The sequence below is a fragment of the Thermomonas sp. genome, from assembly GCF_023953935.1.
Taxonomy (GTDB): domain Bacteria; phylum Pseudomonadota; class Gammaproteobacteria; order Xanthomonadales; family Xanthomonadaceae; genus Thermomonas.
In genome coordinates this window covers 119,344-138,676 of the sequence record NZ_JAMLIW010000002.1, presented here as the reverse complement: position 1 = coordinate 138,676, position 19,333 = coordinate 119,344, and the positions used below count along the sequence as shown (strand labels likewise).

Annotated in this window: 21 protein-coding genes and 1 pseudogene; all 22 read left to right on the top strand. The window is 61.9% G+C overall.

All coding sequences use genetic code 11. The annotated features are described in order from the left end of the window. The first annotated feature begins 51 nt into the window (after positions 1 to 51). The 22 genes and pseudogenes from M9902_RS03415 to M9902_RS03310 all read left to right on the top strand — a co-directional run bounded on the left by M9902_RS03415 (position 52) and on the right by M9902_RS03310 (position 19,204). The gene (locus tag M9902_RS03415; RefSeq protein ID WP_297221193.1) at positions 52 to 1,497 is read left to right on the top strand and encodes a nucleotide sugar dehydrogenase; all 1,446 of its coding nucleotides are present in this window, start codon (positions 52 to 54) and stop codon (positions 1,495 to 1,497) included. Positions 1,498 to 1,605: 108 nt separating this feature from the next. Then, positions 1,606 to 1,755 (top strand): annotated as a pseudogene (locus M9902_RS03410) (NAD-dependent epimerase/dehydratase family protein); the annotation flags it as partial. A 70-nt stretch (positions 1,756 to 1,825) separates the two neighbouring features. Then, entirely contained in the window at positions 1,826 to 2,335 is a 510-nt protein-coding gene (locus M9902_RS03405; protein WP_297221192.1) for a helix-turn-helix domain-containing protein, read from the top strand. Next, positions 2,332 to 2,979 carry a nucleotidyl transferase AbiEii/AbiGii toxin family protein gene (locus M9902_RS03400; protein WP_297221191.1) on the top strand — a complete coding sequence of 216 codons (648 nt, stop codon included), beginning with the start codon at positions 2,332 to 2,334 and terminating at the stop codon, positions 2,977 to 2,979. Before M9902_RS03405 ends, M9902_RS03400 begins: the two co-directional genes overlap by 4 nt. Then, positions 2,976 to 4,004 (top strand): UDP-glucose 4-epimerase GalE, encoded by a 1,029-nt coding sequence (gene galE, locus M9902_RS03395; RefSeq protein WP_297221190.1) that lies wholly within the window; start codon positions 2,976 to 2,978, stop codon positions 4,002 to 4,004. The genes M9902_RS03400 and galE overlap by 4 nt, the downstream gene beginning before the upstream one ends. After that, positions 3,944 to 5,050, top strand: coding sequence for a dTDP-glucose 4,6-dehydratase (rfbB, locus tag M9902_RS03390; protein WP_297221189.1), 1,107 nt, complete (start codon positions 3,944 to 3,946; stop codon positions 5,048 to 5,050). The genes galE and rfbB overlap by 61 nt, the downstream gene beginning before the upstream one ends. Continuing rightward, positions 5,047 to 5,934, top strand: a complete 888-nt coding sequence (rfbA, locus tag M9902_RS03385) for a glucose-1-phosphate thymidylyltransferase RfbA (RefSeq protein ID WP_297221188.1) — start codon at positions 5,047 to 5,049, stop codon at positions 5,932 to 5,934. Before rfbB ends, rfbA begins: the two co-directional genes overlap by 4 nt. Continuing rightward, positions 5,931 to 6,491: a dTDP-4-dehydrorhamnose 3,5-epimerase gene (gene rfbC / locus M9902_RS03380; RefSeq protein ID WP_297221187.1), complete on the top strand. Its 561-nt coding sequence runs from the start codon at positions 5,931 to 5,933 to the stop codon at positions 6,489 to 6,491. Before rfbA ends, rfbC begins: the two co-directional genes overlap by 4 nt. Next, positions 6,488 to 7,360 carry a dTDP-4-dehydrorhamnose reductase gene (gene rfbD, locus M9902_RS03375; RefSeq protein WP_297221186.1) on the top strand — a complete coding sequence of 291 codons (873 nt, stop codon included), beginning with the start codon at positions 6,488 to 6,490 and terminating at the stop codon, positions 7,358 to 7,360. The genes rfbC and rfbD overlap by 4 nt, the downstream gene beginning before the upstream one ends. 109 nt (positions 7,361 to 7,469) lie before the next feature. Then, positions 7,470 to 7,802 (top strand): DUF4258 domain-containing protein, encoded by a 333-nt coding sequence (locus M9902_RS03370; protein ID WP_297221185.1) that lies wholly within the window; start codon positions 7,470 to 7,472, stop codon positions 7,800 to 7,802. Further along, on the top strand, positions 7,799 to 8,293 hold the full coding sequence (locus M9902_RS03365; RefSeq protein WP_297221184.1) for a helix-turn-helix domain-containing protein: 495 nt from the start codon (positions 7,799 to 7,801) through the stop codon (positions 8,291 to 8,293). Before M9902_RS03370 ends, M9902_RS03365 begins: the two co-directional genes overlap by 4 nt. A gap of 92 nt (positions 8,294 to 8,385) precedes the next feature. After that, positions 8,386 to 8,718 carry a MarR family EPS-associated transcriptional regulator gene (locus tag M9902_RS03360; protein WP_297221183.1) on the top strand — a complete coding sequence of 111 codons (333 nt, stop codon included), beginning with the start codon at positions 8,386 to 8,388 and terminating at the stop codon, positions 8,716 to 8,718. Between the two features lie 99 nt (positions 8,719 to 8,817). After that, the gene (locus M9902_RS03355; protein WP_297221182.1) at positions 8,818 to 10,128 is read left to right on the top strand and encodes an oligosaccharide flippase family protein; all 1,311 of its coding nucleotides are present in this window, start codon (positions 8,818 to 8,820) and stop codon (positions 10,126 to 10,128) included. Positions 10,129 to 10,210: 82 nt separating this feature from the next. Then, complete coding sequence (locus tag M9902_RS03350) at positions 10,211 to 11,113, top strand: sulfotransferase (protein ID WP_297221181.1); 903 nt, start codon at positions 10,211 to 10,213, stop codon at positions 11,111 to 11,113. Continuing rightward, positions 11,103 to 11,699 (top strand): acyltransferase, encoded by a 597-nt coding sequence (locus M9902_RS03345; protein WP_297221180.1) that lies wholly within the window; start codon positions 11,103 to 11,105, stop codon positions 11,697 to 11,699. Before M9902_RS03350 ends, M9902_RS03345 begins: the two co-directional genes overlap by 11 nt. Then, complete coding sequence (locus M9902_RS03340; RefSeq protein WP_297221179.1) at positions 11,696 to 12,802, top strand: glycosyltransferase; 1,107 nt, start codon at positions 11,696 to 11,698, stop codon at positions 12,800 to 12,802. The genes M9902_RS03345 and M9902_RS03340 overlap by 4 nt, the downstream gene beginning before the upstream one ends. After that, positions 12,799 to 13,995: a glycosyltransferase gene (locus tag M9902_RS03335; protein WP_297221178.1), complete on the top strand. Its 1,197-nt coding sequence runs from the start codon at positions 12,799 to 12,801 to the stop codon at positions 13,993 to 13,995. Before M9902_RS03340 ends, M9902_RS03335 begins: the two co-directional genes overlap by 4 nt. Before the next feature lie 20 nt (positions 13,996 to 14,015). Beyond that, complete coding sequence (locus tag M9902_RS03330) at positions 14,016 to 15,107, top strand: glycosyltransferase family 4 protein (RefSeq protein WP_297221177.1); 1,092 nt, start codon at positions 14,016 to 14,018, stop codon at positions 15,105 to 15,107. A gap of 6 nt (positions 15,108 to 15,113) precedes the next feature. Continuing rightward, positions 15,114 to 16,175 (top strand): EpsG family protein, encoded by a 1,062-nt coding sequence (locus M9902_RS03325; RefSeq protein ID WP_297221176.1) that lies wholly within the window; start codon positions 15,114 to 15,116, stop codon positions 16,173 to 16,175. After that, positions 16,175 to 17,341, top strand: a complete 1,167-nt coding sequence (locus M9902_RS03320; protein WP_297221175.1) for a hypothetical protein — start codon at positions 16,175 to 16,177, stop codon at positions 17,339 to 17,341. The genes M9902_RS03325 and M9902_RS03320 overlap by 1 nt, the downstream gene beginning before the upstream one ends. Then, positions 17,338 to 18,195: a ChbG/HpnK family deacetylase gene (locus tag M9902_RS03315; RefSeq protein ID WP_297221174.1), complete on the top strand. Its 858-nt coding sequence runs from the start codon at positions 17,338 to 17,340 to the stop codon at positions 18,193 to 18,195. The genes M9902_RS03320 and M9902_RS03315 overlap by 4 nt, the downstream gene beginning before the upstream one ends. Continuing rightward, entirely contained in the window at positions 18,188 to 19,204 is a 1,017-nt protein-coding gene (locus M9902_RS03310) for an acyltransferase (RefSeq protein WP_297221173.1), read from the top strand. The genes M9902_RS03315 and M9902_RS03310 overlap by 8 nt, the downstream gene beginning before the upstream one ends. Positions 19,205 to 19,333 lie beyond the last annotated feature (129 nt).

The window sequence follows — 19,333 nt, the reverse complement described above, 5'->3', positions numbered from 1 at the left end:
GCGCGAGCCGGAAAATGGCGCGTTTGTTTCATCAACGGGAAGTTGCACGCGATGTCACGATTGGATTCGGTTCGCCTTGCCGTCGTCGGCCTGGGCTACGTCGGCCTGCCGCTGGCGGTGGAGTTTGGCAAGCATTACGACACGCTGGGGTACGACCTCAACGGTGAGCGGATCGACGAGCTCCGGCGCGGCCACGATCGCACCCTGGAGGTATCCGGCGAGGAACTGGCGGTGGCCACGCATCTGCGCTACAGCGCCAGTCTGGAAGAGTTGCGCGACCGCAACGTCTTCATCGTCACCGTGCCCACGCCGATCGACGCCGCCAAGCGCCCGGATCTGACGCCGCTGGTCAAGGCCAGCGAAGCGCTTGGCAAGGTGCTCAAGGCGGGGGATACCGTCATCTTCGAATCCACCGTCTATCCCGGCTGCACCGAGGAAGTTTGCGTGCCGATTTTGGAACGGGTGTCCGGATTGCGTTATGAAGCGCGTCCGACTGCCGGCCCGGCGACCGCCCCTCATCCGGCGCTGCGCGCCACCTTCTCCCCGCAAGGCGGGGAGAAGGAAGACCGCGAAGATGCATTTGATCTTCCTTCTCCCCATGTCCATGGGGAGAAGGTGCCCGAAGGGCGGATGAGGGGCGCTCTGGACGGCGCCACCTTCGCCATCGGCTACTCCCCCGAACGCATCAACCCCGGCGACAAGCAGCACCGCGTCACCACCATCAAGAAAGTGACCTCCGGTTCCAGCCCGGACACCGCTGACTTCGTCGATGCGCTTTACGCCAGCATCATCACCGCAGGCACCCACAAGGCGCCGTCGATCAAGGTGGCCGAAGCCGCCAAAGTGATCGAAAACACCCAGCGCGACCTCAATATCGCGCTGGTCAACGACCTGGCCATCCTGTTCCACAAGCTCGGTATCGACACCCTCGACGTGCTCGAAGCCGCCGGCACCAAATGGAACTTCCTGCCGTTCCGGCCCGGCCTGGTCGGTGGCCATTGCATCAGCGTCGATCCCTACTACCTCACTCACAAGGCGCAGGAAGTCGGCCATCACCCGCAGGTGATCCTCGCCGGTCGCCGCACCAATGACGGCATGGGCGAGTTCGTCGCCGATCAAACCCTGAAGCTGATGCTGAAGAAGGCCATCAACCCGGTGCGCGCCCGCGTGCTCATGCTCGGGCTGGCGTTCAAGGAAAACTGCCCGGATCTGCGCAATACCCGGGTGGTGGACATCATCGACACCCTGCGCGGCTTCAACTGCACGGTGGATGTGCACGACCCCTGGGCCGACGCTGCCGAAGCCCGTCACGAATACGGCCTGGAACTGACCGCCGCCCCGCAGCACGGCGGCTATGACGCCATCGTCATTGCGGTAGGCCACGACCAGTTCCGCCAGCTCGGCGTGGACGGCATCCGCGCCTTCGGCAAGCCCGAATTCGTGATCTACGATGTCAAGCACGTCCTGCCCCGCGATGCGGTGGATGGGCGGCTGTGACTCACTAAAATTGAATGGATAATCGGATTTAAACCGATTATCCATGCAATAACGAAGCATTTGGCCGCCGCGCTATTTCCGCGACCTGGCCGAGAAGGTGACATGCACATGAATATCCACGTCACCGGCGGCGCCGGCTACATCGGCAGCCACACCTGCGTGGCGCTGCTGCACGCCGGGCACGCTGTCACCGTCATCGACAACCTCTGCAACAGCCGCGCCGAGGTGCTCGATCGCGTGCAGGCGCTGGGCGGGCGGGCGTTTTCTCAAACCGCAACATGTCGGATATATTTGACATTCAATCCTTGTTTCAAATAATCTGTCCTCCGTGTCCACCCTGCATGAACTTGGCAATGCCGTGCATGCCCGTCGCTCCGAAATGGGGCTGACGCAGGCACGCGTGGCCATGCTCAGCGGCTTGACGCGGCAAACCGTCAATCAGGTGGAAAACGGCACCGTCGGCGACCTCAGCCTGAATCGGGTCAACCGCTTGGCTGAGGTGCTGGGCCTGTCGCTGGCGATCCGCGATCCGTGCGCAGAGGTGCCTTCCGCAGCGGGTGCACGCAGCTCTGCTCTGGCGCTTGCCGCACGCAGCGCAAGCGTCAGCTACCGGCAGGCGATGGCACCGTCACGCCTCCGCAAGATTCTGGAAGCAGGCACCGTCGCGCCCGGCGACGCGCCGTACCTGCATGCACTGCTGGACGACGCACCAATCTCGCTGCTGGCCGCGCTTGCCGAACAACTGCACCGCGAATCCGGGATGGATCGGACGCAGGCTTGGCAGCACTTCCGCCACCTTGCGCGCCAAGTGCTGAGCAAGCGGGACATCTGGCAGTGACCACGCCAGACCTGGATCGTCCCGGGCCATGGCGGGCGCTGTTCCCGCATGCGCTGACCTTGATGGCACATCTGGAAGTGCATGTGCCCGGCGTGACTTGGACGTTTGGCGGGGGAACCGTGCTGATGCTGCGTATCGGCCACCGTCACAGCAAGGACATCGACCTGTTCGTTGCCGATCCACAGGCCCTAGGCTGGGTAAACCCGAGGCTGAGCGAGCTGGCCGAGCAAGTCAGCACCGAATACGAGGAAGGTGCAGAATTCATCAAGTTGTTCCTGCCTGCCGGCGAGATCGATATCGTTGTGGGTGCTTCCTTGACAGACCAGCCTTGGCAGGTCGTTGCATACCAAGGACGCGAAATCAAAGTCGAGCGCTGTGCCGAAATCATCGCCAAGAAGATGTGGCATCGCGGCGACCGTGCCAAGGCGCGCGACCTGTATGACCTGTGTGCGGTGGCGAACGCCGAACCTGCGGCCCTGGAGGCGGCGCGGCCGTGGTTTGCAAGGCATGGCACTGCGTTTCTGGCAGGCATGGAAGAACGGGCTGAGCTCGCGCGCCGCGAGTTTCAGGCGATCGATACCATCGGCCAGCCACTCGATTTCGACCAGTGCCTTGAACAGGCGCGTTGGATCCTCAAACCATGAACATCCTCGTCACCGGCGGCGCCGGCTACATCGGCAGCCACACCTGCGTGGCGCTGCTGCACGCCGGGCACGCTGTCACCGTCATCGACAACCTCTGCAACAGTCGTGCCGAGGTGCTTGATCGCGTGCAGGCGCTGGGTGGGCGCACGCTGCGCTTCGTGCAGGGCGATATCCGCGATCGCGATGCGCTGGCCCGGGCATTCGAAGATGGCATCGACGCGGTCATCCACTTCGCCGCACTCAAGGCCGTGGGCGAAAGCTGCGCCCAGCCGCTGCGCTATTTCGACAACAACATCGGCGGCACCATTGCGCTGATGCAGGCGATGGAAGCGGCCGGCGCGCAGCAGCTCGTGTTCTCCTCCTCGGCCACCGTCTATGGTCAGCCTGACCGGGTGCCGGTGAAGGAAGATGCGCCCCTTCGCGTCACCAACCCCTACGGCCGCACCAAGTTGGTGATGGAACAACTCATCGGCGACTGGTGTGCGGCCAACCCGCAGGCCAGCGCCGTGCTGCTGCGCTATTTCAACCCGGTCGGGGCGCATCCCAGCGGCCTGATCGGAGAGGACCCGCGTGGCGAACCGAACAATCTGATGCCCTACATCGTTCAAGTCGCCAGCGGCCAGCGCCCGCAGTTGCGCATATTCGGCAATGACTACCCCACGGTGGACGGCACCGGGGTGCGTGACTACCTGCACGTGGTGGACCTGGCCGACGCCCATGTGAAAGCGTTGGACTACGCCAATGCCCATACCGGCTGCGAGACGCTCAATCTCGGCACCGGCAAACCGTGCAGCGTGCTGGAACTGGTGCACGCCTTCGAGCAGGCCACTGGACAACCCATCCCGCATGAAATCGTCGCCCGCCGCCCCGGCGATGTGGCCGAATACTGGGCCGACCCCGCCCGCGCCAATGCCTTGCTTGGATGGACGGCGCAGCGGGATCTGACGCAGATGTGCGCGGACGCATGGCACTGGTGGTCGCAGGGCGGCGGGCTGGCAAAGAACAACAAGGAGCAGGACTCGTGAAAATCCTCGTTACCGGCGGCGCCGGCTTCATCGGCGGCAACTTCGTGCTGGACGCGGTGGCGCGCGGCGATACCGTCATCAATCTGGATGCGCTGACCTACGCCGGCAATCGCGATACCCTGGCCAGCATTGAAAACCACCCCAACCACGTCTTCGTCCAGGGCGACATTGGCGACGGCGCGCTGGTGACGCGGCTGCTGGCACATCACCGCCCCGAAGCGATAGTGAACTTCGCCGCCGAAAGCCACGTCGATCGCTCCATCGACGGCCCGGCCGCCTTCATCCAGACCAACGTGGTCGGCACCCTGGCCTTGCTGGAAGCCGCGCGCGACTACTGGAAGGCGCTGGAATACGACACCATACAGCGCTTCCGCTTCCTGCACGTCTCCACCGACGAGGTGTACGGCGCGCTGGGCGCCACCGGCTTGTTCACCGAAACCACGCCGTACGCGCCCAACTCGCCGTACTCGGCCAGCAAGGCCGCCTCGGACCACCTGGTGCGCGCCTTCCATCACACCTACGGCCTGCCCACGCTCACCACCCACTGCAGCAACAACTACGGCCCCTACCACTTCCCGGAAAAACTCATCCCGCTGGTGATTGCCAAGGCGCTGGCCGGGCAGCCGCTGCCGGTCTATGGCGACGGCAAGCAGGTGCGCGACTGGCTGTACGTTGGCGACCACTGCCGCGCCATCCGCACCGTGCTGGAGCGGGGCAGGGTGGGTGAAACCTGGAACGTCGGCGGCAACGCCGAAAAACAGAACATCGAAGTGGTGCAGGCCATCTGCGCGCTGCTGGACGCCAAACGCCCGCGCCCAGACGGCCAGCCCTACGCCCGCCAGATTACCTTCGTGGCCGACCGCCCCGGCCACGACCGCCGCTACGCCATCGACGCCAGCAAACTGCGCGATGAACTGGGCTGGCAGCCCGAATACAGCTTCGAACGCGGCCTGGCGCAAACCGTGGACTGGTATCTTGCCAACCAGCCTTGGGTGCAGCGCGTGCTGGACGGCAGCTATCGGCTGGAAAGGATCGGGACCGCATGAAACAACGCAAAGGCATCCTTCTGGCCGGCGGCTCCGGCACCCGGCTGTATCCCATCACCCAGGCAATCAGCAAACAGCTGCTGCCGGTGTACGACAAACCGATGATCTACTACCCGCTGAGCGTGCTGATGCTGGCCGGCATCCGCGAGGTGCTGGTCATCAACACTCCGCACGAACAGCCGCTGTTCCAGCGCCTGCTGGGCGACGGCAGCCAGTGGGGCATGCGCATCGAATACGCCGTGCAGCCCAGCCCGGACGGGCTGGCGCAGGCGCTGCTGATTGGCCGCGCGTTTCTGGATGGCGCGCCTTCCTGCCTGGTGCTGGGCGACAACATCTTCCACGGTAGCGGCCTGATTGACCTGCTGGCCCGCGCCAACGCCCGCGCGCAGGGCGCCACCGTGTTCGGCTACTGGGTGCGCGACCCGCAGCGCTACGGCGTGGCCGAGTTCGATGCCGAAGGCAAAGTGATCGGGCTGGAAGAAAAGCCCGCCCAGCCCAAGTCCAACTTCGCCGTCACCGGCCTGTATTTCTTCGACGAATATGCCAGCGACCACACCGCCGCGCTCAACCCCTCCGCGCGCGGCGAGCTGGAAATCACCGATCTCAACCGCCGCTATCTGGAAGAGGGCCACCTGCATCTGGAACGCATGGGGCGCGGCTACGCCTGGCTGGACACCGGTACCCACGAATCGCTGGTGGAAGCGTCCAACTTCATCCAGACCCTGCAACTGCGGCAGGGCCTGCAAGTGTGCTGCCCGGAAGAAATCGCCCACATAAACGGCTGGATCGACGCCGCGCAGCTGCGCGCGCTGGCCGCGCCGCTGGCCAAAAACGGCTACGGCCAGTACCTGCTGGGCCTGATCGAGCAGGGGCCGGTGGCATGAAGCTGGTCGAAACCGAACTGCCGGAGTGCAAGCTCATCGAGCCCGCCGTGTTCGGCGACGCCCGCGGATTTTTCTACGAATCCTGGAACGCGACGCGCTTTGCCCAGCACGGCCTGCCCACACAGTTTGTCCAGCACAACGTCAGCCGCTCGGCGCGCGGCGTGCTGCGCGGGCTGCACTATCAATGGCCGAACAACGTGCAAGGCAAGCTGGTCAGCGTGCTGGAAGGCGAAGTGTTCGACGTGGCGGTGGACATCCGCCGCGGCTCGCCCAACTTCGGCCGCTGCGCCACCGCCCGCCTGAGCGCCGACAACAAACGCCACTTCTGGGTGCCCGAAGGCTTTGCCCACGGCTTTCTGGTGCTCAGCGAAAGCGCGCTGTTCACCTACCTGTGCAGCGCCCCCTACGACCCGGCCAGCGACTGCAACCTGCGCTGGGATGACCCGCAGCTGGGCATCGACTGGCCGCTGCGCGAAGTGGCGCGGTCGGCCAAGGACGCCAGCGCGCCGCTGCTGGCCGAGATCCCCGCAGACCGCCTGCCGGTCTGGCGGGCATGAAACTGCTGCTGCTGGGCGGCAATGGCCAACTGGGCCGCGAACTGCGGCGCAGCCTGCCCGCGCTGGGGCAGGTGATCACGGTCACCCGCGACGGCACCCAAGCCCAGCGTGCGGCCAACTTCCTGCACCCGGAAACGCTGGGCCCGCTGATCCGCGACGTGGCGCCCGACGTGGTGGTCAACGCCGCCGCCTACACCGCCGTGGACCGGGCCGAAACCGAGCGCGAAGCCGCCTTTTGCGTCAACGCCCGCGCACCCGAAGCCCTTGCCCGCGCCTGCGCCGAAACCGGCGCCCTGCTGCTGCATTACTCCACCGATTACGTCTTCAGCGGCACCGCCAGCCGGCCTTGGCGGGAAACCGACCCCACCGCCCCGCTGAACGTCTATGGCGCCAGCAAACTGGCGGGGGAGGGCGCCATCCTCGCTAGCGGCGTCCGCCACATCATCCTGCGCACCGCCTGGGTGTACGCCGCCCACGGCCACAATTTCCTGCAAACCATGCTGCGTCTGGCGCGCGAACGCGACACCCTGCGCGTGGTGGCTGACCAGATCGGCTCGCCCACCCCGGCCGCCTGGATTGCCGACGCCACCGTCACACTGCTGGCCCGGCCCAACCCGCCCAGCGGCCTGTGGCACCTCACCACCACCGGCCAAACCAGCTGGCACGGCTTTGCCGAAGCCATCATGGAAACAGCCCACGCCCGCGGCCTGCTGCCCCACCGCCCCGCCGTGCAAGCCATCACCACCGCCGACTACCCAACCCCCGCCCGCCGCCCCGCCTGGTCCGTGCTGGACACCGGCAAACTCCAACACGACTTCGCCCTGCACCCCCCCACCTGGCGCCAAGCCATGCAAACCACTCTGACCTAAGCCTGTGGAGTGCGCCCTGCGCGCGGATACCCGCCCGCACAAATACAGGCCCCTCTTGACAAGCACACCTGCCAACCTATCATTTTGATAGACGAAACGGAGTTCGCCGATGCCTGAGTCACCGTCCACGGTAGCCAATCTGCGACTCACGCCCGCCGCAGCAGAACAACGCATTCATCGACGAGCTGTTGACACTTCGAACGTGGCGCTCACCAAGCACGCCAAAGAGCGGATGCTGGAGAGAGACATTTTCAGCCCCGACCTTTACGAAATCTTGAGAACCGGACACGTCGAAGGATCCCCGTTCAAGACACCTGAAGGGGAATGGAAGTGCAAGATCACGCGGCAACTGAAGGGACGACGAGTGGCCGGTGCAGTCGTGGTGCTGACCAATAAAGAAAAAATCGTAGTCATTACAGTGGAATGGGAAGACGGGAAATGAACGCCAAACGCTACAAGTACGAAGGAGAAAGCGACAAGCAGCCGTATCACTACACGGAGTGTGGCCTGGATGATGTTTATCTCATCGGGGGCTATGAGGTGGAGAAAACGCCCTATGGCGAAGCTGTTTCCGTAAAAAATGCAGATGAACTGCATGAAGTGATCGGGTTCCATCTGGCTATCGACAGGAAAGTATTGGCAGGCAAGGAACTGCGCTTCCTGAGGAACCAAATGGGCCTTACGCAAGCCGAGCTTGGGCGCCGTTTGGGGCAAACATCCCAGTCCGTGGCGAGGTGGGAAAAACAGGATATTTGCGACAGCAATACATCGGCCGAACTGCTGGTGCGGTTGCTGTATCTGGACCACCTTGGAAAGATGCCCAAAAGCATCACCGCACTTCTCGAAAAAATTGAAGAAACCGATGCGGCAGACAATGGGAAACATCTTTTTGAGCGCAAGTCTGGTGGTTGGAAACCGCGCCTGGCGGCTTGATTCCAAAGGTTCTTGAAGAACCCGCCCCAACCCCATTGCCAACCCACCCCCCACCCGCTACCCTGCATCACCGTTCACGCACTGAACACCCCGTGCCCGACACCCCCGACAACCTCAGCATCAGCCTGCTGCGCCGCCTCACCGAGTCCCCGCAGGCCAGCCAGCGCGAGCTTGCCCGCGACACCGGCGTCTCCCTGGGCAAGCTCAACTACGCCCTGCGCGCCCTGATCGACAAAGGCTGGGTGAAAGCCGGCAACTTCAGCCGCAACCCGCACAAGCTGGGCTACGCCTACCTGCTGACCCCAAGCGGCATCGAGGCCAAGGCCCGGCTCACCCGTGCATTTCTTGCAAGAAAATTGCGTGAATATGACGAATTGCGCAAGGAAATTGCTGATTTGCAGGTAGAGGTCGGAGATGGTCAATGATGTCCGCCTACGTAACTGGCTGCGCCGGTTGATCCGGGAATTGTTCGTGTGATTTCTTCATTACGGAAATATTTGTCCGGCTCGGGCTTGGGTCCAGTGATGGTCAAGGCCGTGACGGGGAGCGCGGGTCTGCGTATCGCAGGCATGGGGCTCGGGTTTCTTGTTGGTGTTCAGTTGGCACGTGGGCTGGGGGTTGAGAATTACGGAATCTACGGTGTAGCGGTTTCTTTGGTTTCTCTGTTGGGAGTCCCCACAGAATTTGGACTACCGCAACTGGTTACTCGTGAGGTGGCGGCACGGCGCGCACGGGGTGCTTGGAGTGAAATACCAGGCGTTCACAAATGGGCCGTGCGGACGATTTTCATCATTTCGGCAATTACTGCAGCATTGGCGTTGCTTTGGACAGGCTGGCGTAGCCGCGGTGGCTGGTCAGTGCTTGAGACCACTGTCGCAGTCGGCCTGTGCATGATTCCATTCGTTGCGATTGGGAAGGTACAAGGCGGCACGTTACGAGGGCTGCATGAAATAGTCAAAGGGCAGATTCCGGATAGTCTTGTGCGGCCGGCAGCTTACTCGATATTGCTTTTCTTTCTGTTTTTATTCACGCATAAGTTTTCACCGGTGCAAGCAATGGGTGCTGGTGTAGTATCGACTATATGTGCCTGTATTGTTGGTGCATTTATGCTGCGCGGCCGGTTGTTGCAGAATGATGTGTTTCTTCCGAGCCAGGGCACAATACGCGGATGGTATGGCAGCGCGCTTCCAATGGCGTTGACTCGCGGGATGCGGGTGCTGCAGGGGAACGTCGTCATTGTGATTTTGGGGATGATGGTCAGCACGCGGGATGTTGGTTTGTTTCGTATCGCCAGTTCCATATTGGTTATGGTGGGGGCGCCCGTAGCTGTGTTCACATTGGTCGCGGCTCCCATTATTACCGACCTCTATTCCAGAGCGGAAATTGCCCGTCTTCAAAAAGTGTTGGCTTGGGTCAGCTTTGGGATGGTGGTTGCTACAGCCATCCTCGTGATTCCATTTTTCTTGTTCGGTGCGTACTTGTTGGGACGGATATTTGGTCAAGAATATTCGGGAGCATCCGGCGTCCTCATGATTTTGTGTCTAGGCGCGTTGTTTACGGCTAGTGCTGGTACGGCCGGCACGTTATTGACCATGACAAAGTATGAAAAACTGGTAACTCGTGCCACGGCGCTGTTCATTGCAGTTCTGTGTTTTACGGTTCCGGTTTTTACTTATTTATATAGCATACATGGGGCGGCGTTTGCGTCAGTCTTGAGTATTACTTTTTGGCGCTACCTGCTTGTACATGACTGCAAGAAATTTCTCGGACTGGATACGACAATGCGCCCATTGTTGCAGCTTTATTGGCAAAACAAGGTGAGCGGGCGCTCGTAGGAAATTAACAAATGGATCTTCTATTTGAATATAAGTTGTCATCTGTGCTTCGATTGCATTTTGTTGGATTTCGATAAATATCGTGAAGCGTCCAAACCTATTCATTCTCGGCGCGCCTAAATGCGGGACAACCGCTTTGACGAATTGGCTTTCAAGGCATCCGAACATATTTGTTCCGTATGTCAAGGAGCCGCATTATTTTTGCGAAGAGTATCGGTTGACGGCGTCACTGGAAACCTACGAGCGGTTGTTTCTGGACGCCGACGCGGGCACGCATCGTTATGCGGTCGATGCCTCGGTCTGGCATTTGTTTTCCAGCACTGCGGTGGAAAACATCTTGCGTTATTCGCCGGAAGCGCGTTTTGTCGTGATGGTTCGCAATCCGCTGACGATGGTGCCCTCCATGCATGGGCACCATCGATACAACGGAAACGAACTGATCGAAGACCTTTCCGAGGCATGGCAGTTGCGGGGTGCGCGTAGCGCGGGACAAAAAATTGGCGTGCGCGACGGTTACCTCCAGCCGCAGCATCTGGCTTATCATGAAAGTTGCGCGTTGGGTTGGCAGTTGCAGAGGTTGTTTTCGCAGGTTGCACGGGAACGCGTGCATGTCATCGTGCTTGAAGACATCGTGGTCGATGCAAACCTCGTCTATACGGGCGTGTTGGACTTCCTTGGTTTGCCCGAAGCGCACTCGTTCGATCTTGAACGTGTCAACGCTGCCAAGACACGTCGCGCATTCTGGTTGGATACGCTGGTTTTGAGGTTGGCGGCCCTCAAGCAGCGGCTGGGTATCACTGGCCGGCTTGGGCTGCTGGCTTGGCTGCGCCGTTGGAACACCAAAGGCGCTGTGCGCCCGGCGTTGACGCCACGACTGCAGCACGAAATGGCGGTGGCGTTCCGTGACGATGTGGCGCTACTTGGGCAGTTGCTCGGGCGTGACCTTACCCACTGGCTGACGGCAGAGTTGCGTGATGGTGCCTGAGCCGCTGCGACGCATCATCCGGGCGACGCTGGCGCGATTGCGGACGGGTACCTTTGCTGTCCGGCGGTGCTGGCATGTACTTTCCAATCCTGGCGTATGGATGCTCGGGAACGGCCAACAGCTGGCTGCCGGTGTTCAGTTGCGTGCCACCGGCGACGGCATAATTCAGCTTGGCGAGGGTGCCGTGCTGGGGATCGGTGTTGCGATCGTTTGCCAACGTGGTTGCATTGGTGTCGGCGCACACACATTCATCGGCCCATGGAGCACGCTTGTGGCAAAGACGGGAATAATGATCGGAGCGAATTGCTTGATCGCGGAGCGGGTCACCATTCGTGATCAGAACCATGCGATCCACGGTCGATTGGAAACACCCATCGCGCAAGCCGGCTTCGAGACTGCACCGATTGCCATCGGCGATGATGTCTGGATCGCCGCCGGCGCCGTGATTCTCAAGGGTGTCACCATTGGCCGGGGGGCGGTGGTTGCCGCCAATGCGGTGGTCAATCGCGACGTGGCTCCGTATGAAATCGTGGGCGGCGTTCCGGCCCGGCGGATCGGGATGCGCAAGCAGGCGCCTGCGGCGTGAAACCGTCCATCGCAATCCTGCTTCCCGACCTGCGCCCCGGTGGTGCCGAGCGCTTGCACGTCACGCTGGCGCGGGAGTGGATGGCGCGCGGCTTTGGCGTGGATTTCGTGCTGCGGCAGGCGCGCGGCGAGTTGTTGGAGCAGTTGCCGGTGGGGGCTCGGGTGGTGGATTTGCGGGCGGCGCGCGTTCGCAACGTGCTGCGGCCGTTGGTGCGCTATTTGCGGCAGTCGCGGCCTTCCGCGTTGCTGGCGGCCATGTGGCCGTTGACGACGGTGGCGCCCGTGGCGGCGCGGGTTGCCGGTTATCGGGGCCGGGTGGTCGTGAGCGAGCACGCGCCGCTGTCGCGGGGCTATGCGCACAAGGGGCGGCTGCATCGGCTGGGGCTGCGGGCCAGCACGGCGCTTGGCTATCGCCTGGCCGATGCGCGCATTGGCGTGTCTGCCGGGGTGGCGGATGATTTGGCGCGGCTTTCCGGGCTGGCGCGTGAACGCTTTTCGGTGGTTTACAACCCGGCGGCAAGCGGCGCGGTGGCGGGTGCGGTGCCTGCTTTGCTGGCCGGTGCGGCTCGGCCTGTGATTTTGACCGTGGGCACCTTGAAGCCGGTCAAGCGGCACGATCTGTTGCTGGATGCCTTTGCGAAGGTGGCGGCCAGCACGTCGGCCACCTTGTGCATCCTCGGGGATGGGCCGCAGCGTGCGGCGTTGGAGGCGCGCGTCGTCGCGCTGGGGCTGGACGGGCGCGTGCTGTTTCCCGGTTATTCGCCCGATCCTGCGGCGTGGTATGCGGCGGCGGATTTGTTTGTCTTGTGCTCGGATCACGAAGGCTTCGGCAACGTCATCGTGGAGGCGATGGAGCAGGGCACGCCGGTGGTGTGTACCGATTGCCCCAGCGGCCCGCGTGAGATCCTGTGCGGCGGCAAATACGGCGCGCTGGTGCCGGTGGGGGATGCGGGCGCGCTGGCGGCGGCGATGCAAACGGCGCTGGCGGCCCCGGTGGACCGCCAGGCCTTGCAGGCGCGGGCGCGGGATTTCTCTTCGGATAAAATTGCCGATCAGTATCTTGATCTGCTGTTGCCCGGTTGGCGCGAAGGATTGCCCGCTTGAACCCGCTGCTTTACATCGCCTACGACGGCATGCTGGAACCGCTGGGCCAATCGCAGGTGCTGGCCTATCTGGAAAAGCTGGCGACAGACCGGGAAATCCACCTGCTCAGCTTCGAGAAGCCGGAAGACTGGGCGGACGAAGCGGCCCGTGCGACGGTGGCGCAGCGCATCCGCGCTGCCGGCATTCGCTGGCACCCGCGCCGCTACCACAAGCGGCCTTCGGCGCTGGCCACGACCTGGGACATCGGCGTGGGTATCGCCTGCGGGCTGTGGCTGGTGCTGCGGCATCGCGTGCGCATCGTGCACGCCCGCAGCTATGTGCCGGCGGTGATGGCGCTGGTGCTGCAAAAGCTGGTGCGAATCCGGTTTCTGTTCGACATGCGCGGCTTCTGGGCCGACGAGCGCGTGGACGGCGGGCTGTGGCCGCGCGGTGGACGCATGTACCGGGTGGCGAAGTGGTTCGAACGCAGGTTTTTGCGCAACGCCGACCACGTGGTTTCCCTGACCCATGCGGCGGTGCGGGAAATGCGCGGCTTCGACTGTCTGCAGGGCCGGCAGCCCGCTTTCACGGTCATTCCCACCTGCGCGGATCTTGAGCGTTTTCACCCGCAGCCGCGTCCGGATGCCGCTGCCCCGTTCACCTTGGGCTACGTGGGTTCGGCGGGCACCTGGTATCTGTTCGATGCGGCGGTGGCAGCGTTCAATGCCCTGCGTGAAGTGCATCCGGAGGCGCGCTGGCTGATCGTCAACCGTGGCGGCCACGCCTACATCCGTGAGCGGCTGTCCGCCGCCGCCGTGCCGGAAGACGCGGTGGAGCTGCTGGAAGCCAGCCATGCGCAGGTGCCGGCGCTGATGGCGCGGATGGATGCCGGGGTGTTTTTCATCAAGCCGGTGTTTTCCAAACAGGCATCGGCGCCCACCAAGCTGGGCGAGTTTCTTGGTTGCGGCATTCCGTGTCTGGCCAACGGCGGCGTGGGCGACATGGCGCAGATTCTGCGCGAAGGCGGCGTTGGCGTGGCGGTGGACGCATTTGACGGTGACAGCCTGCGCGCCGGCGTGCAGGCGCTGCTGGCCCTGACCGCCAGCGCCGATATCCAAAGCCGCTGCCGCGCCGTGGCGGAACGCGAGTTTTCGCTGGCGGAAGGCGTGGCGCGGTATCGCGCGGTATATCGGAGCTTGGAGGCCGCGACGTGAACAATCCGCCCCTGCGCATCTTGTTCCTTACCCGCTATCCGGTGGAAGGTGCGTCCAGCCGCTACCGCGTGTTCCAGTACCTGCCGCATCTTCGCGCGCGGGGGCTGGATTGCACGGTGCAAAGCTTCATGGACGGGGAACTGTATGCGCTTGGCCAGATGCCGGGGCGAACGTTGCGGAAAGCCTGGGCCACGCTGAAAGCAAGCTGGCGACGTATTCGGGCGGTTGCGGCGCACGGCCGCTACGATGTCGTTTACATGCAGCGCGAACTGCTGCCGTTCGGCCCGCCCGTTCTGGAGCGTTGGATGGCACGGCGTGGCACGCCGCTGCTGTTCGATTACGACGACGCCCTGTTCATCAAGAAGGCCAGCCGCTACAACCCGCTGGCCACACTGCTGCGCGCGCCGGAAAAGACGTTCGAGATTTTCAAGCTGGTCGGATGCGTGGTTGCCGGCAACAACTGGTTGCGGGATCAAGCCTTGCAAAACGGGGCAAAGCGGGCGGAAACCGTTGAAGTGGCGGAGGATACCGGGCGCATTCCGATGCGCGCCGTTTCGGGCCCGTCCCAGCCGGTGACGATTGGCTGGCTGGGGTCGCCTTCTACGGCCAAATATCTGCATCTGATTGGCCCGGTTCTTGGAAAGCTGGCAAGCAGGCACCCCGATCTGCGTTTTGAGCTGGTCGGCAGCGGCGAGTTCCACATGGAGGGTGTGCCCTGGGTATTGACACCGTGGTCCTTGCAAAACGAACTGGATGCGCTGGCGCGGTTTGACGTTGGCCTGATGCCGTTGCCGCTGGAGGATTGGGCGCGCGGCAAGTCCGGCGGCAAGGCCAGAACTTACATGGCAGCGGGTGTGGTTCCGGTGTGTACGGGCATCGGCTACAACCTGGAGCTGATCGAGCACGGCCGCACGGGCTTTTTGTGCGTGGATGAACGGGATTGGTTGGACATTTTGGAGGAACTTGTTGACGATGCAGCTTTGCGGCGGCGGGTGGCGGTGGCCGCGCGCGCCGAGGTTGTCAGCAGGTTCGATCCCGGCAAGCAGGCCGACGCTCTGGCTTCGCTGATTCAAGAAACGGCGCGCTTGCGCGCCTGCGCACGACGGGACTGATCGCCCATGGCTTTGTATGTCGGTTTGTATTGGTTCTGGGCGTCGCTAGCCGGCTTGGTGCGCAAGCGCGGTTCCAGCCGCGTTCTGGCGTGGGTTTTTCTGATTTTCCTGCTTGTGTTTGCGGGAGCGCGTCTTGGCGTGGGCTGTGATACCAGGGCATATGCCCTGAGGTTTTCCACCATGTACCAAGGGATGGGGTGGCAAGACGCGCTCCATATGGGAGAAGGGTTGTTCAACTGGCTGAACATGTCGGTCATCAACCTTGGTGGGTCATTTTCCACGCTGGTCTTTGTTTGCACGCTGATTTTTCTCGTTTGCCTTTACCGATTCTCGTTGCTGGCCGCGAGCCCGGTTTCCGTGATGGTGCTCTCTTTCCCGGTGCTGGTGGTGCAGCTGGCAATGTCGGGCTTGCGGCAGGCGCTCGCGGTGGCCATGTTGATGCTGGCGTTTCGGAGCTTCGTTTTGCTGCGCCGCTGGCAGGTGGTGTTCTGGATTCTGGTGGCTTCCCAATTTCATACATCGGTGCTGGTTTTTCTTCCGATCGCGGCGCTGGTTGGGCGGCAGATTTCGTTGATGCGCTTGATCGCTGCGATCACGGTTCTTGGTCCATTGGCCATGTTTTTCCTTGGATCGCGCCTGGAAGTTTACAACGACCGCTACGTGGATCAGATTTACGGCTCCCAGGAATCTTCGGGCGCGTGGTTGCGATATGCGTTGGTAGTATTCCCGTTCATCGTGTTCGAATGGAAACGCCGGCTTGTGAAAGCGCGCTTTCCTGAGCTGTTTCCCTTGTTCAGGCTGTTTGCCCTGATCACGTTTGCATTGGTGCCTCTGGGTTTGGTTTCCTCGGTGGCGTTGCATCGGTTCGTTTTCTACATGATGCCGGTCAGTATCCTCGTGCTGCTGTGCATCGGGGCCGTGGCATTGCGCAAGGAACAATGGCGCATGGGGGCGGCTCTGCCTTTCCTGGTCCATGGTGCCTATATTACGGTCTGGTTTTCGATGTCCAGTCACTCGACGGTGTGCTATGTGCCGTACAGCAACTGGCTGCTGGCGGGGACGTTGTGATGGATGCAGTTGTTCTGGGGGCTTCGCCGACGGGACTGTATGCACTGCGTGAGCTGGCGCGCGCCGGTCACGCTGTTGCATTGGCGGATATCGCTGATGGCTGCGCGTTTCATTCGCGGTTTGTGCGGGGCAGTGCCCGTCGCTTTTCAGGGGATCTGGGCGCGGTGGAACGCTGGCTGGATGGGTTGGCGGCCAAAGCCGGGCACCGACCGTTGCTGGTCCCGACGAATGACGTGTTCATCGAGTTCATTCTGCAACGCGCCAACCGGTTGGCGGAGAAATTCGTGTTCCCGGACGGCTATCGCGGCTTGGCGGCGCGGTTGTTGGACAAGATGTCGTTCAATGCGCTGTGTCTTGAACATGGAGTGGCGACTCCGGGCGTCTGGCAGGCGCCCGACCGGGACGCTTTGGCGGCATTGGCACCGAGCCTGCCGTTTCCCTGCATCCTCAAGCCGGCGCTGATTCACCGTGCGCGGGAGTTTCTGCGAGGGAGAAAGGTGTTGCTGGTGCGAAATCGCGCAGAGTACGAAGCCTGTCTGGCGACGATGCCGGATGGTCTGGGAAAGTGGTTTGTGCAGGAAATCATCCCCGGTCCGGAGTCGAACATCACCCTGTTTGCGGGGTATATCGACAAATGCGGAACCGCGCAGCAGACGTTTACCGCACGCAAGCTGCGCCAGTATCCGCCCGGATTCGGTTCCGCTTCACTGGTGACCAGTGAGCGCTGTGAGGAAACCGAGGCAACCACCTTGCGTTTTCTGGATCGCATCGGGTTTCACGGTATTTGCGGCGCCGAATACAAGCGCGATCCACGCGATGGCCAGCTCAAGATCATTGAAATCAACCCACGCCCCACGCTGTGGTTCCAGATCGCGCACGATGCCGGAAGGCGGGTTGTCGAAGCGGCGGCGCACGATCTGGGCCAAGGTGAAGCGCCAGTCGAGCGCCCGCAAGAACCTTCCGTATGCTGGCGCTATTCCATCAAGGATCTGGCTGCCGCCCGCTTCTATCGGCGCAAGGGTGACAGCTTCGTTTTCCCGGCTCCGGATGTTTCCACGGCGGCGCGCCCGGCGCGATGCTCCTGGCCTGTGTTCGCGAAGGATGACCTGATGCCGGCGCTTTTCGAGCCTGTGGGCTATGTGCGCAAAGCGTGGAAACGCCTGTGAATCCAAGGCTGCTCATCGTCAATGCGGATGATTTCGGGCTTGTGCCTGCCGCCACCGATGCCATTTTGGAGTGCCACGCGGCGGGTACAGTCACCAGTACCACGCTGATGGCCAATACCCCGGACGCCGAGCGTGCGGCGGGCTGCGCCAAGCAGGTTCCAAAGCTGGGTGTTGGGCTGCATTTCAACCTGACTTGGGGGCGGCCACTGGCCTCCGTGCAGGAAGTTTCCGCGCTTGTCGGGTCGGACGGTGCGTTTTTCAGCCGGGGACGGTTGGCCCGTCGCCTGTTGGCGGGGCGGGTGCCAGCGGTGCAGATAGCCGCAGAACTGCAGGCGCAGTTGCAGCGTCTGGATGAACTGGGTATCCAGCCGACGCATATTGACAGCCACCAGCATGTGCATGGGTTTGGCCCGGTGTTTGACGCCATTGCGCAGCATTGCAGCCGTGTCGGAATCCCGATGCGGGTGCCGTGGGTCGCTGCTGACCGAAATGCGGGCATGGGCCGCCGGTTGCGGCGAGCTTTGCTTGCGGTGATGCTGGCCCGCTCCACGCGGCGCTGGCGCGGTCAGGTGCGCTGGAACGATGCCATCGGCAGCGTATTCGACCTTGGCGGCGGCGCGCGGGAGTACGGTGACGTCGATTATCAGCAAGTGGTCTTGCAGGGGCAGGGCCAGACATTCGAGCTGATGGTGCACCCGGTCAACGATGCGCAGGCGATGGAAGGCTACACGCGGGTTGGCACGGTGGGCCAGGCCGAGTGGAAATATCTGCGAACCGGCGCTTTGCGCGCATTGGCACGCGATAATGGTTTTGCGCTTGGCAGCTATCGGGACATTGGGGGCCAGAATGGCTGAGCGAAAGCTTGAGTGGATCGAAGTGATGCGGGGCGGTGCGGCGCTTTGGGTGCTGTTGCATCACGCCAAACAATCCGTAGATCACTTTGTATCTAATATGGGACCCCAGCCGTGGTTCGAACATGGCTATTTCGGTGTGGATTTTTTCTTCGTTTTGTCTGGTTTCATCATTGCGTTTGCTGCGCAAAGAATGGTTGAACGGGGCAGGGGGCTGAGTGATTACGCCAAGGCTAGGGTCATTCGTATTTATGTCCCTTATCTTCCTGTTGGCATTGCTATGTATTTTTTGTATTTGTTGCTGCCGGGTATGAGCGAAAGCGATCGTTCCCCCAGTGTGTTGACCAGCTTGACATTGTTTCCGGACAATCAGCCGCCTGCGTTGTCGGTGGCGTGGACATTGGTCCATGAGATGATGTTTTATGTGCTGTACTCCATTTTCTTCGTTGGGCGTCGTTCATTTCGTATAATTTTTTGTCTATGGGCCGTGGCGATCTTGTTTTTTTATTGGCAGGGTGTTGTGCTCCCGCTCGCCGCCAGATACCTGCTGTCGCCCATCAACTTGTGTTTTGTTCTTGGGGTCGTCATCTTTCAGACGAATCGTCGGGTTCAAGTGCGCGGATTTTTGTTGCTTCCGTTGGTACTTATTGGTGTTGGGTTGGTTATATGGCAAACCATGACAGCTGTTCCTAATCGAATTTTGGTTGCCGCTGGGTTTGGTTGCATGGTGTGGGCTGCTGCCTCGCCTGTGTCCGCGAAGTTGATGCCGTGGCGTTGGCTTATGGCACTAGGTGCGGCTTCATATTCGGTGTATCTCGTACACAACCCTCTGCTTTCTTTTCTGGTTCGGTTGGTTCCGCAAGGCGTTTCTGTCGGCATCGCGTACTGCGCTATATCTGCTACTGCGCTCGCCGGCGGAATGGCCTACTGGTATTTTTACGAACGACCGATGCTGGTTCGAGTTCGGAACTGGGTAAACGGCTGGCGCCGGGCCGAGACTGGAACTGCGTGATTAGGAAAATTTTATGAAGGCGCAATCTACGTGCGGCGGGTATGCGACAAATTCGTGGGAGCGCGTCTTGTAGGAGCGCGCCCTGCGCGCGACAGATGTGCAACAAACCCGTAGGAGCGCGCCCCGCGC

Bases quoted from the DNA above. Each gene is read 5' to 3' on its own strand.
- M9902_RS03415 (WP_297221193.1), top strand. From the start codon at position 52: ATGTCACGATTGGATTCGGTTCGCCTTGCCGTCGTCGGCCTGGGCTAC.
- galE (WP_297221190.1), top strand. From the start codon at position 2,976: ATGAACATCCTCGTCACCGGCGGCGCCGGCTACATCGGCAGCCACACC.
- rfbB (WP_297221189.1), top strand. From the start codon at position 3,944: ATGGCACTGGTGGTCGCAGGGCGGCGGGCTGGCAAAGAACAACAAGGA.
- rfbA (WP_297221188.1), top strand. From the start codon at position 5,047: ATGAAACAACGCAAAGGCATCCTTCTGGCCGGCGGCTCCGGCACCCGG.
- rfbC (WP_297221187.1), top strand. From the start codon at position 5,931: ATGAAGCTGGTCGAAACCGAACTGCCGGAGTGCAAGCTCATCGAGCCC.
- rfbD (WP_297221186.1), top strand. From the start codon at position 6,488: ATGAAACTGCTGCTGCTGGGCGGCAATGGCCAACTGGGCCGCGAACTG.
- M9902_RS03370 (WP_297221185.1), top strand. From the start codon at position 7,470: ATGCCTGAGTCACCGTCCACGGTAGCCAATCTGCGACTCACGCCCGCC.
- M9902_RS03365 (WP_297221184.1), top strand. From the start codon at position 7,799: ATGAACGCCAAACGCTACAAGTACGAAGGAGAAAGCGACAAGCAGCCG.
- M9902_RS03355 (WP_297221182.1), top strand. From the start codon at position 8,818: ATGGTCAAGGCCGTGACGGGGAGCGCGGGTCTGCGTATCGCAGGCATG.
- M9902_RS03345 (WP_297221180.1), top strand. From the start codon at position 11,103: ATGGTGCCTGAGCCGCTGCGACGCATCATCCGGGCGACGCTGGCGCGA.
- M9902_RS03325 (WP_297221176.1), top strand. From the start codon at position 15,114: ATGGCTTTGTATGTCGGTTTGTATTGGTTCTGGGCGTCGCTAGCCGGC.
- M9902_RS03320 (WP_297221175.1), top strand. From the start codon at position 16,175: ATGGATGCAGTTGTTCTGGGGGCTTCGCCGACGGGACTGTATGCACTG.
- M9902_RS03310 (WP_297221173.1), top strand. From the start codon at position 18,188: ATGGCTGAGCGAAAGCTTGAGTGGATCGAAGTGATGCGGGGCGGTGCG.